This window comes from Streptomyces sp. NPDC037126 (assembly GCF_055605965.1).
The window spans coordinates 272,833-285,141 of the sequence record NZ_JBVJTD010000008.1; the positions used below are offsets into that span (position 1 = coordinate 272,833).

A 12,309-nucleotide genomic window follows, 5' to 3' on the forward strand; every position below is an offset into this window, starting at 1 on the left:
TGCGAGACTTGGCCCGTGACCGCCAACGACGCCCTGCCGGGCAAGCAGCCGACCGCGACGTACGACAGCGCCTTCCTGAAGGCGTGCAGGCGTGAACCCGTGCCGCACACCCCCGTGTGGTTCATGCGCCAGGCCGGCCGCTCCCTGCCCGAGTACCGCAAGGTGCGCGACGGTGTCCCGATGCTCGAGTCCTGCATGCGGCCCGAGCTGGTCACCGAGATCACCCTGCAGCCGGTGCGCCGCCACGACGTGGACGCGGCGATCTACTTCAGCGACATCGTCGTACCGCTCAAGGCCATCGGGCTCGACCTCGACATCAAGCCCGGCGTCGGCCCGGTCGTCGAGCAGCCGATCCGCACCCGCGAGGACCTGGCCCGGCTGCGCGACCTCACCCCCGAGGACGTCTCCTACGTCACCGAGGCGATCGGCCTGCTCACCCGCGAGCTGGGCGCCACCCCGCTGATCGGTTTCGCGGGCGCGCCTTTCACCCTCGCGAGCTACCTCGTCGAGGGCGGCCCCTCGCGCACGTACGAGAACGCCAAGGCGATGATGTACGGCGACCCCGCGCTGTGGGCCGACCTGCTCGACCGCCTCGCCGACATCACGGCCGCCTTCCTGGAGGTCCAGATCGAGGCCGGTGCCTCCGCCGTCCAGCTCTTCGACTCCTGGGCCGGCGCCCTCGCCCCCGCCGACTACCGGAACTCGGTCATGCCCGCCTCGGCGAAGGTCTTCGACGCGGTCGCGGGCTACGGCGTCCCGCGCATCCACTTCGGCGTCGGCACCGGCGAGCTGCTGGGGCTCATGGGCGAGGCAGGCGCGGACGTCGTCGGCGTCGACTGGCGCGTCCCGCTGGACGAGGCCCGGCGCCGCGTCGGTCCCGGCAAGGCGCTCCAGGGCAACCTCGACCCCACGGTCCTGTTCACCGGCAAGGACACCGTCGAGGCCAAGGCCCAGGAGGTGCTCGACGCCGCCGCGGGCCTGGAGGGGCACATCTTCAACCTCGGCCACGGGGTCATGCCGAGCACCGACCCGGACGCCCTGACCCGGCTCACCGAGTACGTCCACACCGCCACCGCGCGCTGACTCACCACGTGTAGCGGGGCCGCGCCCGCCTGCCGAACAGCAGGCCCTGCGGCTCCGGCGGGGGAGGCGTGCCGGGCTTGAGCGGCCAGGCGAGCAGCATGCCGGCCACGAAGCCCACCACGTGTGCCGCGTACGCCACCGAGCCTGCGCCGGAGACACCGCGCCCGGACGAGTACACCGCCTGCAGCACGAACCAGAAGCCCAGCACCAGCCAGGCCGGCAGTCGCAGCGGCAGGAAGATCAGGAACGGGACGAGGACCCAGACCCTCGCTCTTGGCCACAGCACGATGTAGGCACCGAGGACACCGGCGATCGCCCCCGACGCGCCGATCAGCGGCTCGCTCGACGTGGCGTTGAGCAGCGCGAAGCCGTAGCCGGCCGCGTAGCCGCAGACGACGTAGAAGACGAGGAAGCGGATGTGGCCCATCCGGTCCTCGACGTTGTTGCCGAAGATCAGCAGGAAGAGCATGTTGCCCAGCAGGTGCAGCCAGCTGCCGTGCAGGAACATCGCCGTGAGGACCGACAGCGGAGCCGACTTCCGGTAGCGGGGCGGCCCCACGACACAGCCCGGACCGTGCGGGTCCACCCCCACCTGGCCCGTCGGCACCAGCTGCGGCAGCTGATGGTGGATCAGTTCCCGCGGGACCGCCGCGTACTGGTCCATGAAGGCCTGCAGATGGCACAGCTGTGCCAGGTCGCTGCCGCCGGCCACGGAACCGGCTATGCCCGGCATGGACAGGAACACGAGGACGTTGGCGGCGATGAGGGCGTACGTCACCCAGGGGGTGCGGCGCACCGGGTTCACGTCATGGACGGGGATGACCACACAGAAGTACTGCCCGCGACGGCCCGCGCGAATCGGTGAACACGGCCGGGCAGGTGTGCGTATGTGTGTTCAACCGACGTGAGGATCAGGCGATGAACGAGCGAGTGGCTCCCCCGATGCACGCCCTGCCCGACGGCGAGGCCGAGATATCCCTGGTCGTGCGGCTCCCCTGGGAGGACGTCGCGCGGCTCGGCCAGGAGGCCGGACGGCTCGCCTCCCAGATGCAGCGCCCCGTGACCCTCGACGAGGCGGTGAGCCACCGGCTGCGCTCGGCCCGGCCGGCCGCCTCCCACGCCAAGCCCGCGGGCGAGCAGCCCGCGGCCGTGTCCGCCCTGCCGCGGATCAGCGGCACGGCCTAGCCGTATTGACCCACCTTCGCCACCGCCTTCCTGGCCGCCACCAGCACGGGGTCCCACACCGGCGAGAAGGGCGGCGCGTAGCCCAGGTCCAGGGCCGTCATCTGCTCCACCGTCAGCCGCGCGGTCAGCGCCACCGCGGCGATGTCGACCCGCTTCGCCGCGCCTTCTCGCCCGACGATCTGCACCCCCAGCAGCCGGCCCGTGCGGCGCTCGGCGAGCATCTTGACCGTCATCGGGGAGGCGCCGGGGTAGTAGCCGGCGCGGCTCGTGGACTCGATGGTGACGGTCTCGTAGCGCAGGCCCACCCGCAGGGCGTCCTTCTCGCGCAGGCCGGTGCGGGCGATCTCCAGGTCGCAGACCTTGCTGACCGCGGTGCCGACCACGCCCGGGAAGGTGGCGTAACCGCCCCCGGCGTTGGTGCCGATGACCTGGCCGTGCTTGTTGGCGTGGGTGCCGAGCGGAACGTACTGCTCCTGGCCGGAGACCAGGTTCAGCACCTCCACGCAGTCGCCGCCCGCCCAGACGCCCTCGTGGCCGCGCACCCGCATCGCGAGGTCGGTGAGCAGACCGCCGTGGGCGCCCAGCGGGAGGCCGGCCGCGCGGGCGAGCGCGGTCTCCGGCCGGACCCCGATGCCGAGGACCACCACGTCCGCGGGGTACTCGGCCTCCTCCGTGACCACCGCGCGGACCCGGCCGTCCTCCCCGGTGAGGATCTTGGTGACCTCGGAGTCGTTCACCATGGTGATGCCGAGCCCCTCCATGGCCCGGTGCACCAGGCGGCCCATGTCCGGATCGAGCGTCGACATGGGCTCCCTGCCCCGGTTGACGACCGTCACCTCGAAACCGCGGTTGATCAGCGCCTCGGCCATCTCCACGCCGATGTAGCCGGCCCCCACGACCACCGCGCGGCGGCCCCGCGTGCGCTCCAGGGTGTCGAGCAGCGTCTGCCCGTCGTCCAGGGTCTGCACCCCGTGCACCCCGGGGGCGTCCGCGCCCGGCATGTCCGGGCGGACCGGCCGGGCGCCGGTGGCGATCACGAGCCCGTCGTACGGCGTCCAGGACTCGGCCCCGGAATCGACGTCACGCGCGCGTACCCGCCGGCGGTCCACGTCGATCTCCGTGACCTCGGTGCGCAGCCGCAGATCGATGCCCCGCGCGCGGTGCTCCTGCGGCGTGCGGGCGATCAGGTCGTCCCGCTCGGGGACGTCGCCGCCCACCCAGTACGGGATGCCGCACGCCGAGAAGGACGTGAAGTGGCCCCGCTCGAAGGCCACGATCTCCAGCTCCTCGGGCCCCTTCAGCCGGCGTGCCTGCGACGCCGCCGACATGCCCGCGGCGTCGCCGCCGATCACCACCAGCCGTTCCCGGCCACCGCTCATCGTCATGTGAACACGCTAGAGGGCGCGGCCGGTTCAGTCCCGGCCGGGCTCGCCCGGCGACGCCTCCGGCGCGGGGCGCGCCGACGGCAGCGGGCCGAGCGGCGTCGTCGCGGGCGCGGGCTCCCTCCGGCGCGGCAGGCGGGGCCGCACGACCCGGGCCCACAGCAGCGCGAGCAGTCCCGCGAGCGCCGCGAACGGCAGGACCGCGCCGAGCGCGAGGGCGATCCAGCGCAGCATCGCGGCGAACGCGTGCCAGCCGCCCGCCAGCGCGTCCACGAAGCCGGGCGGGCCGCCGGCGGCCGCCGCCCGGGTGGGCCTCTCGGACAGCGACAGCGTGATCGTGGCCAGGTCGGCGCGGTCCTTCAGGGACGCCTGCCGGGCCAGCAGCGCCTCCAGGTCGGCCTGGCGGCTGCTCAACTCGCCCTCCAGGGCGACGACATCGCTCAGCTTCGTGGCCCGGTTCATCAGCACGCGGATCCGGTCCACGCTGGCCCGCTGCGACTTGACCCGGCTCGCGACGTCCACCACCTGGTCGGTGACGTCCACCGCCTTGGCCGTGCGGTCGACCAGCCTGCCCGTGCCCTGGAGGTCCGCGAGGACCCCGTCGTACCTCGCCGTGGGCACGCGCAGCACCACCCGGGTGCGCTCGTGGCCGTCGCCGTCCCGGCTCGTGGACTCCTGACCGACGTACCCGCCCGCGGCCTCGGCGGCGGTCCGCGCCTCCTCCAGGGCCCTGGGCACGTCCTTGACCTCGACCGTGAGGGACGCGGTGCGGATGATCGCGTTCGAAGGGAGAGCGGGCGCCCGGTGGGCGGACCCGGTGCCGGCCGCCTCGCCGCCGGCCGCGGCCCGCGGCGCCTTGCCGTCCGCGGCGGACTTCGCGCCGCCGTCCGCATCGCCCGCGCCGCCGCATCCGGCGAGCGCCAGGGAGGCGGCGATCAGGACCCCGGCGAGCGCCCGGCCGGGGCGTGCTGAGTGTGCGGACCGTGCGGTACGTGGTGTGCGCATGGGCGGTACCCCCGGATCGGTGACCTGTGTCGCTCCTGCGACGCCGGGCCGGGCGGCGACGTTCGCGCGTGCCGGTCCCGAAGCGGTCACGGTCCGGGCTCGGCCAGGACACCGGGTCCCGGCGGGAGTGTCCGTGGCCTCTGAGAGAGTGGGGACATGAGCGCAACGGGTACGAGCACGGGGCACGTCGTCGTCATCGGAGCCGGTATCGCCGGTCTCGCCGCCGCCCACCGGCTGCTGGCGCGCGGCGCGCGGGTGACCGTGCTGGAGGCCTCCGGCCGGGTCGGCGGCAAGCTGCTGCCCGGCGAGATCGCGGGCGTCCGGGTCGACCTGGGCGCCGAGTCGATGCTCGCCCGCCGCCCCGAGGCCGTGGCCCTCGCCCGTGAGGTCGGCCTCGCGGGCCGCCTGCAGGCGCCGGCCACCGCCTCCGCCTCGATCTGGACCCGCGGCACCCTGCGCCCCATGCCCAAGGGCCATGTGATGGGCGTGCCCGGCACCGCGGCCGCGCTGTCCGGCGTGCTCTCCGACGAGGGCCTGGCCCGCATCGAGCGCGACGCCGACCTGCCCCCCACCGAGGTCGGCGACGACGTGGCCGTGGGGGAGTACGTGGCGGCCCGGCTCGGCCGCGAGGTCGTCGACCGGCTGGTCGAGCCCCTGCTCGGCGGGGTGTACGCGGGCGACGCGTACCGCATCTCGATGCGCTCGGCCGTCCCCCAGCTCTACCAGGCGGCCCGCACCCACGCCTCCCTCACCGAGGCCGTCCGCGACATCCAGGCGAAGGCCGCCGCGGGCGCGGGGACCGGGCCCGTGTTCATGGGTGTCGCGGGTGGTGTGGGCAGCCTCCCGCTCGCGGTCGCCGAGTCGGTACGCGCGCGCGGCGCGGAGATCCTGACCGGCACGCCGGCGCGGGAGCTGCGCCGCGTCGGCACGGGTGACGCGGACACCCCCGGGGGCACCGGCGGGGCCTGGCGCGTGGTCGCCGGTGACCGCGTGCTGCACGCGGACGCCGTCGTCCTCGCCGTCCCCGCGGGCCCGGCCGCCGGACTGCTGCGCGCCGAGGCCCCGGCCGCCGCGGCCGAGCTGGCCGCCGTCGAGTACGCCTCGATGGCCCTGATCACCCTCGCCTACCGGCGCTCCGACCTGGACCTGCCGCAGGGCAGCGGCTTCCTCGTGCCGCCCGTCGACGGGCGCACCATCAAGGCCTCGACCTTCGCCTCCCAGAAGTGGGGCTGGATCGCCGAGGAGGACCCCGGGGTGGCCGTCCTGCGCACCTCCGTCGGCCGGTACGGTGAGACCGAGGTGCTCGGCCGTGAGGACGCCGACCTGGTCGAGGTCTCCCGGCACGACCTGCGCGAGGCCACCGGCCTGGACGCCGTACCGCTGCGCACCCGGGTGACCCGCTGGACCGACGGCCTGCCCCAGTACCCGGTCGGGCACCACGCGCGCGTGGCCCGCGTCCGCGAGCACGTCGCCAAGCTGCCGGGCCTCGCGGTGTGCGGCGCCCAGTACGACGGGGTGGGCATCCCGGCCTGCATCGCGAGCGCCCACGCGGCCGTGGACCAGCTCGGCTAAGACGCGAGCACAGTGGCGCAGCCGACGGCCAACCCGGTGCAGACTCTGCACGGAGGAGCGGGAGAATAGGGATTATGAGTGACGACGCCCCCACCACCGAGCCCGGCAGGATCCCGAACAAGGGCAAGCTGGCCAAGGACCTCAACGAGGTCATCCGCTACACCCTCTGGTCGGTCTTCAAGCTGAAGGACGTGCTGCCGGAGGACCGCGCGGGCTACGCCGACGAGGTCCAGGAGCTGTTCGACCAGCTCGCCGCCAAGGACGTGACGATCCGCGGCACGTACGACGTGTCCGGCCTGCGCGCCGACGCCGACCTCATGATCTGGTGGCACGCGGAGACCGCCGACCAGCTCCAGGAGGCGTACAACCTCTTCCGCCGCACCAGGCTCGGCCGCGCGCTGGAGCCGGTGTGGTCGAACATGGCGCTGCACCGCCCGGCCGAGTTCAACCGTTCGCACATCCCGGCGTTCCTCGCCGACGAGACGCCCCGCAACTACGTGAGCGTCTACCCCTTCGTGCGCTCCTACGAGTGGTACCTGCTGGCCGACGAGGACCGCCGCCGCATGCTCGCCGACCACGGCAAGATGGCCCGCGGCTACCCGGACGTGCGCGCCAACACGGTCGCCTCGTTCTCCCTCGGCGACTACGAGTGGGTGCTGGCCTTCGAGGCCGACGAGCTGCACCGCATCGTCGACCTCATGCGCCACCTGCGCGGCTCCGAGGCCCGCAGGCACGTCCGCGAGGAGATCCCGTTCTACACGGGCCGCCGCAAGGACGTCGCCGACCTGGTCGCGGGCCTCGCCTGACCGTCACCGCCGGTCGGCCTTGCCCTTCAGGGCGTCCCGCGCGGACTGCCCACGGGTGCGGCCGGCCGGGGCGTCGGGCTTCGGCTCCGGGTGCGCCGCGCAGGACGTGTGCCGTGCCGGGAGGCGGCCCTCCAGCAGATAGCCGTCGAGGTAGCCGTTGACGCACTTGTTGGGGCCGCCCCCGATGCCGTGCGTGCCCGCGTCCCGCTCGGTCACCAGCACCGAGCCGGCCAGCCGCCGGTTCATCTCCAGCGCGCCCGCGTACGGCGCCGCCGCGTCCCGTTCGGCCGCCAGGATCAGCACCGGCGCCAGCTCGCCCGGCCCGGTCCGCAGGTCCGGCGGCTGCTGCCGGGGCGCCGGCCAGTAGGCGCACGGCAGGTTCATCCACGCGTTGTCCCAGGTCTCGAAGGGCGCCTGCCGGGCCAGCCGGGTGTTGTCCCGGTCCCATACCTTCCAGTCCGTGGGCCAGGGCGCGTCGTTGCACTCCACGGCCGTGTACACCGCGCTGCCGTTCTCCGCCTCGGTGGCCGTCCCGGCCCCCGGCGCCGCCAGCCGGACCAGCGGCCCGGGGTCGCCGTGCAGATAGGCGGAGAGGGCGGCGGCCCGGCTCGGCCAGAAGTCGTCGTAGTACCCGGCCATCAGGAACGCGTTCTGCAGCTGGCCCGACCCCACCTTGCCGTCCGCCGCCTTCGCGGTCAGCCGGTCCCGGGCGGTGTCGTAGCTGCGCTGCACCTTCTGCGGGGTGTCACCGAGCCGGTACACGTCGTCGTGCCGGGCGATCCAGTCGCGGAAGTCCGCCCAGCGCTCCTCGAACGCGGCCGACTGGTCCAGGTTGCTGCGGTACCAGATCTTCGCCGGGTCCGGGTCCACCGGCGAGTCCAGCACCATCCGCCGCACGTGCGAGGGGAACATCGCCGCGTACACCGCGCCGAAGTAGGTGCCGTACGACGCGCCCATGAACGTCAGCCGGTCCTCGCCCAGCGCGGCCCGCAGGACGTCCAGGTCACGGGCGTTGTTCAGGGAGTTGTAGAAGCGCAGCCCGCCGCCCGAGCGCTGGGCGCAGCCGTGCGCGTAGGCCTTCGCCCGGGCGATGCGCTCCCGCTTGTACGACTCCGAGGGGTGCGGCGGTGACTGGGTGGGCGTCCTGCCGAACCGTTTCGGGTCCACGCAGGACAGCGGCGCCGAGCGGCCCACCCCGCGCGGGGCGTAGCCGACCAGGTCGTAGGCGGAAGCGATCCGCTGCCACTCGGGAAACGTGCCGACCAGCGGGAAGTACATGCCGGAGGCGCCCGGGCCGCCCGGGTCGTAGACCAGGGCGCCCAGCCGGGGGACCCTCCGCTTGCTGTTGTGCGGGTCCTTGTGCGTGGCCGCGGCGCGGCTGACGGTGAGCCTGATCTGCCCGCCGTCGGGGTGCGCGTAGTCCAGCGGGACGGTCACGGTGCCGCACTCCAGGCCCGCCGGGGCGTGCGGCACGTCGGCGGCGGCACACCTGCCGAAGTGCGGCCCGGCCGCCCGGGCGCGGGCGGCGGCCACCGCGGTGCCGCGCAGCTCGGCCACGCCCGGCACGGCGTGCGCGACGGGCGCGCCGGTCGTGCCGCCCGCCGGGGCGGCGGCCAGGGTGGTCAGCAGCAAGGACCCGGCGGCCGAGGCCAGCGCGGCAGCTCTCATCGCTCATCCCTTCGGTCACGGCGGCGATGGCACGACTGCCACGGCCCGGCGACAACAAAAGGGATATTTCGTTCGGCCCTCGGTGAAGGCAAGCACCGTCCGCCCGGTGTCGGCTCAATGCCCCCGATGCGCCCCCCGCGCCGCCGCTACTCCCGCCACGGCTGGTCGCGGTGGGTGAAGGCGGCCCGCAGCTGCGGCTCGCCGATCGCGCGGATGCCCCGCACGGCCACCGAGGTGAGGAACGACCGCTCGTCACCGGCCGGCCGGCGCACCAGCGCGCCCAGCAGCCGCTGCCCGGCCGGGGAGGCCCAGCGCGAGTACGGGTGCACCTCGAACCGGGTGATGACCAGGCAGCTCAGCGACAGCGCGAGCGGGAGCGCGAACCACGCCCCGATCAGCACGCGCGGCGTCCCGGTCTGGACGGGCAGCAGCAGCGCGGTCACCCCGAGCGCCGCCACGGCGAGCGCGGCGGCCCGCACCCGGCGGACGGCGGCCCCCACCGTGGACCCCGAGCCGTCCGGCACCGCGAGCCCCGCCCGCACCAGTCCGTCGGCCAGCCGGCGCACGGCCTCGGCCCCCGCCGCCCGCGCCCGCACCGGCGCTATCCGCGACTGCCCCTCGGGCCCGATCGCCCCTATGACCGACCGCTCCATGTCGTCCCGCCCCCGCGGGTCCACGACCGTGGCCCAGCCGGTGTGCGCGAGCAGCAGCCGCCGCTGCCTGGCCATGGAGATCAGGGTGACGTCGGCGACCCGGGCGGGGCCGCCGGAGAGGAACGCCGCCTCGTACAGCGTCAGATCGCGGCCCCCGCCCGGGGCGACGACACCGCTGTCGGCGGCCGCCGCGCGGACGGCGGCCAGACACAGCCGGGTGCACGCCGTACCGGCGAACGCCCAGGCCAGGAGCAGGAGAAGGACCCAGAACATGACGTTTTTCTATGCCAGGGGCCTGGGCGGGCGCCATGCCCTGTTCATCATACGGACGGAGTGTCGCCGGGATGTGACGTTCCGTTTCACCTGCAGGTGGGTGCGGCGGAGTGCCCGCCGGGGTGTCAGGGACCGTCCGGCGGCGGGCTGGAGGCCGCGGGCGGCAGGGAGTACGTCTCGCCCGGCGACGGCGTGACCGCGACGGCCGCACCCGGGTCGGACTCCGGCGGGGTCGCCACCGGTGACGGGGAGGCGGCGAGATCCCGGGCCAGCGCGCCGAAGTCGACGTACCCCGTGGCCTCCAGGGCCTTGATGTGGTCCAGCACGGTCGCGTCGGCGTCGTCGGCGAGATCGCGGACCAGGGAGTTCTGGGTGCCGGCGCGGACCTGGCCGGCCAGCGCGAACACCCGTCCGTGGGCGAGCCGCAGGAGCTGCGCGAACTGGCGGTCGAAGTCCTGGCCCTGGGCCGCCGTCAGCGTGGCGAGCCACTGCTTCTGCTGCGCGTTCGGCTGGTTCGGCAGCGGGAGGCCGAGCTGGGTGGCGACGGTCCGCACATGCGCGTCGAGGGAGGTGTGCCCGTCGACGAGGTGCCGGCCCGCGGTGCGGACGGCGGCCGTGGTGCCCTTGCGCTCCGCCATCTCGCCGGCGGCCGCCCCCCACAGGCCGGCCAGCCGTACCTTGGTGACGAAGTCCCTGTCCTGCGCGGACAGCGGGCCGTACGGGGTGGTCACGGTCGTCGCGCTCAGCACGTCCGCGCCGACCGGCTGCGGCCGGTCGGCGTAGGACCACAGCGGGTAGAGCAGAGCGGTGGCCGTCGCCGCGAGGGCCAGGATGATGAACCCGGTGCCGCTGAACATGCCTCGGCCCTTGATGGGGGGTCGCGGTCGCATGGTGCCTCCTGATACGGCACCGCACGCCGGGGTGCGAGTGGGGCGGGTGCCGGGCTGGCATATTACTGCGAGTACCTGGGGCCCGTGGCGCCGCCTCGGGGCTGTGCGCAGCGGTCGGCCGCGGGGGTGCTCCGGCGGGGGTGTGCGCGGCGCCTCAGAGCCGTGTGCCGTGGGTGGCCACGGGTGCGTCGTGGCCTGGCGCGGAGTTGCCCGGATCCCTGAGGCGGGTTGCCGCTCCGTCGCCCGTCGAGGCGCCGTAACTCCGTGCTGGTGCTCGCGGTCCCGCGCGCCCCTTGTTTTGACGCTGTGGCCTCAAGGCTTCCGCAGGAGCACCCTCCGGGCCACCTGGGCCGCCCGCACCGCCGGGCGGTGGGAGCGGGGGGTGGGGCCCGAGCGGTTCAGCCACCATGCGCGCAGGGCCCGCCGGGTGTCCGGGGGGACGGGCCGGGTTCCTCGCAGCAGGTGGCCCGCGAAGTTCAGCGCGTCCCGGCGGTAGCCGTCGCTCATCGGCCGCTCCCGGGCGTACGACAGGAACGCCTCCCGGTAGCCGTCCCCGAGGATCACCGGCAGCTCGGGTGCCACCTTGGCGACCACGTCCGCCCGCTTCGAGGCGAGCGCCCGCGCCTGCACCCCCATGCGCACCCGGTCGAACCCCTCGGGCACCGGCGTCCCCGCGACCAGCGAGGACAGGAGGGCGGCCTGCGCGACCCCGAGCCGCTGCCGGGTGCGGACCTCGGTGGCCGGACGCGTCAGCACGGCGACACTTCCGTCTCCGTCTGCGTCAGTGTCTGCCTCTCCGTCTCCGTCGGACGTGGCACCGGTGGCACCGGCCGTCGTGCCCCCACGCCTGTCCGTACGGCCGCCGCCGGCCTCCACGATCTCCCGGATGGCGGCCAACTCCCCTTCCATTTCCTTCGGTTCGGGGAAGTTCTCGTCGCGTTCCAGCAGCACACCGGGCGGGGTGACCCGGGAGACGAGGTCGGTCAGGATGTCCAGCACCGGCCGCGGCACGGGGTGCGCGTGGCTGTCGTGCCAGACGCCGTCGCGTTCGAAGCCGCCCGCGACATGGACGTACGCGAGGGCCTCCAGGGGCAGCGCGGCGAGCGCCTCGGCGGGGTCCTCGCCGCGGTTGACGCGGTTGGTGTGGAGATTGGCCACGTCGATGAGGAGCCGTACGCCGGTGCGTTCGACCAGTTCGGCGAGGAACTGCCCCTCGGTGAGTTCCTCGTCCGGCCAGGAGAACAGCGCGGCGATGTTCTCCAGGGCGAGCGGCACCGGCAGCGCGTCCTGGGCGATCCGCACGTTCTCGCAGAGCACGTCCAGCGCGTCCCGGGTGCGCGGTACGGGCAGCAGATGGCCCGCCTCCAGGAGCGGCGAGGCGGTGAGCGCGCCGCCGGCCCGGACGAACGCGATGTGCTCGGTGACCAACGGCGCGCCCAGCGCCTCGGCGCGTTCGGCGAGGGCGGCGAGGCGTCCCCCGTCCGGCCGGTCCGCGCCGCCGAGCCCGAGGGAGACGCCGTGCGGCACCACGGTCACCCCGCGTTCGCGCAACCGCAGCAGCGACTCGGGGAGATGGCCGGGGCAGACGTTCTCCGCCACGACCTCCACCCAGTCGACGCCCGGCATGCGCTCCACGGCGTCCGCGATCTCCGGCCGCCACCCGATCCCCGTACCCAGTCGCCGCATGTCCCGTCCCCCTCCTCGACCGCTGCTTCCGCGCCGAACTACGGGGGTATGGCCCCACCGCCCCACCCCGAACCCCCTGCAGGCCCCGTTCAGAGCAACATTTGAG

Annotated in this window: 10 protein-coding genes and 1 pseudogene; 4 read left to right on the forward strand and 7 right to left on the reverse strand. The window is 74.4% G+C overall.

Annotation, left to right across the window (positions count from 1 at the left end; translation table 11 throughout):
* Positions 1–15 precede the first annotated feature (15 nt).
* Complete coding sequence (hemE, locus tag ACZ7FF_RS20265) at positions 16–1,083, forward strand: uroporphyrinogen decarboxylase (protein WP_470813606.1); 1,068 nt, start codon at positions 16–18, stop codon at positions 1,081–1,083.
* Position 1,084: 1 nt separating this feature from the next.
* Here hemE and ACZ7FF_RS20270 read toward each other — a convergent pair whose 3' ends face one another.
* Complete coding sequence (locus ACZ7FF_RS20270) at positions 1,085–1,909, reverse strand: rhomboid family intramembrane serine protease (RefSeq protein WP_470813607.1); 825 nt, start codon at positions 1,907–1,909, stop codon at positions 1,085–1,087.
* A 92-nt stretch (positions 1,910–2,001) separates the two neighbouring features.
* Here ACZ7FF_RS20270 and ACZ7FF_RS20275 point away from each other — a divergent pair, with 92 nt between their 5' ends.
* Positions 2,002–2,268, forward strand: a complete 267-nt coding sequence (locus tag ACZ7FF_RS20275) for a hypothetical protein (RefSeq protein WP_470813608.1) — start codon at positions 2,002–2,004, stop codon at positions 2,266–2,268.
* On the opposite strand, the gene ACZ7FF_RS20280 is transcribed toward ACZ7FF_RS20275, so the two are convergent.
* Entirely contained in the window at positions 2,265–3,653 is a 1,389-nt protein-coding gene (locus ACZ7FF_RS20280) for an FAD-dependent oxidoreductase (RefSeq protein WP_470813609.1), read from the reverse strand. The two genes, ACZ7FF_RS20275 and ACZ7FF_RS20280, sit on opposite strands and share 4 nt — an antisense overlap.
* 27 nt (positions 3,654–3,680) lie before the next feature.
* Positions 3,681–4,655, reverse strand: a complete 975-nt coding sequence (locus tag ACZ7FF_RS20285) for a DUF4349 domain-containing protein (protein ID WP_470813610.1) — start codon at positions 4,653–4,655, stop codon at positions 3,681–3,683.
* 156 nt (positions 4,656–4,811) lie between these two features.
* Between ACZ7FF_RS20285 and hemG the strand changes: the two are divergent.
* Both hemG and hemQ read left to right on the forward strand, forming a co-directional pair.
* Positions 4,812–6,296, forward strand: a pseudogene (gene hemG, locus ACZ7FF_RS20290) (protoporphyrinogen oxidase).
* A gap of 5 nt (positions 6,297–6,301) precedes the next feature.
* Positions 6,302–7,033, forward strand: coding sequence for a hydrogen peroxide-dependent heme synthase (gene hemQ / locus ACZ7FF_RS20295; protein WP_470813611.1), 732 nt, complete (start codon positions 6,302–6,304; stop codon positions 7,031–7,033).
* A gap of 3 nt (positions 7,034–7,036) precedes the next feature.
* On the opposite strand, the gene ACZ7FF_RS20300 is transcribed toward hemQ, so the two are convergent.
* From ACZ7FF_RS20300 to ACZ7FF_RS20315, 4 genes are all read right to left on the reverse strand, one after another.
* Positions 7,037–8,701, reverse strand: coding sequence for an alpha/beta hydrolase (locus ACZ7FF_RS20300; RefSeq protein WP_470813612.1), 1,665 nt, complete (start codon positions 8,699–8,701; stop codon positions 7,037–7,039).
* 146 nt (positions 8,702–8,847) lie between these two features.
* Positions 8,848–9,627 (reverse strand): TIGR04222 domain-containing membrane protein, encoded by a 780-nt coding sequence (locus ACZ7FF_RS20305; RefSeq protein ID WP_470813613.1) that lies wholly within the window; start codon positions 9,625–9,627, stop codon positions 8,848–8,850.
* A 125-nt stretch (positions 9,628–9,752) separates the two neighbouring features.
* Positions 9,753–10,517 (reverse strand): DUF4142 domain-containing protein, encoded by a 765-nt coding sequence (locus ACZ7FF_RS20310; RefSeq protein ID WP_470813614.1) that lies wholly within the window; start codon positions 10,515–10,517, stop codon positions 9,753–9,755.
* A gap of 312 nt (positions 10,518–10,829) precedes the next feature.
* Positions 10,830–12,203 (reverse strand): MbnB/TglH/ChrH family RiPP precursor modification enzyme, encoded by a 1,374-nt coding sequence (locus ACZ7FF_RS20315; RefSeq protein ID WP_470813615.1) that lies wholly within the window; start codon positions 12,201–12,203, stop codon positions 10,830–10,832.
* Positions 12,204–12,309: the final 106 nt, after the last annotated feature.

Excerpts from the sequence above, each read along its gene's own strand:
- ACZ7FF_RS20275 (WP_470813608.1), top strand. The coding sequence starts at position 2,002 with ATGAACGAGCGAGTGGCTCCCCCGATGCACGCCCTGCCCGACGGCGAG.
- ACZ7FF_RS20280 (WP_470813609.1), bottom strand. The coding sequence starts at position 3,653 with ATGACGATGAGCGGTGGCCGGGAACGGCTGGTGGTGATCGGCGGCGAC.
- ACZ7FF_RS20285 (WP_470813610.1), bottom strand. The coding sequence starts at position 4,655 with ATGCGCACACCACGTACCGCACGGTCCGCACACTCAGCACGCCCCGGC.
- hemQ (WP_470813611.1), top strand. The coding sequence starts at position 6,302 with ATGAGTGACGACGCCCCCACCACCGAGCCCGGCAGGATCCCGAACAAG.
- ACZ7FF_RS20300 (WP_470813612.1), bottom strand. The coding sequence starts at position 8,701 with ATGAGAGCTGCCGCGCTGGCCTCGGCCGCCGGGTCCTTGCTGCTGACC.
- ACZ7FF_RS20305 (WP_470813613.1), bottom strand. The coding sequence starts at position 9,627 with ATGTTCTGGGTCCTTCTCCTGCTCCTGGCCTGGGCGTTCGCCGGTACG.
- ACZ7FF_RS20310 (WP_470813614.1), bottom strand. The coding sequence starts at position 10,517 with ATGCGACCGCGACCCCCCATCAAGGGCCGAGGCATGTTCAGCGGCACC.
- ACZ7FF_RS20315 (WP_470813615.1), bottom strand. The coding sequence starts at position 12,203 with ATGCGGCGACTGGGTACGGGGATCGGGTGGCGGCCGGAGATCGCGGAC.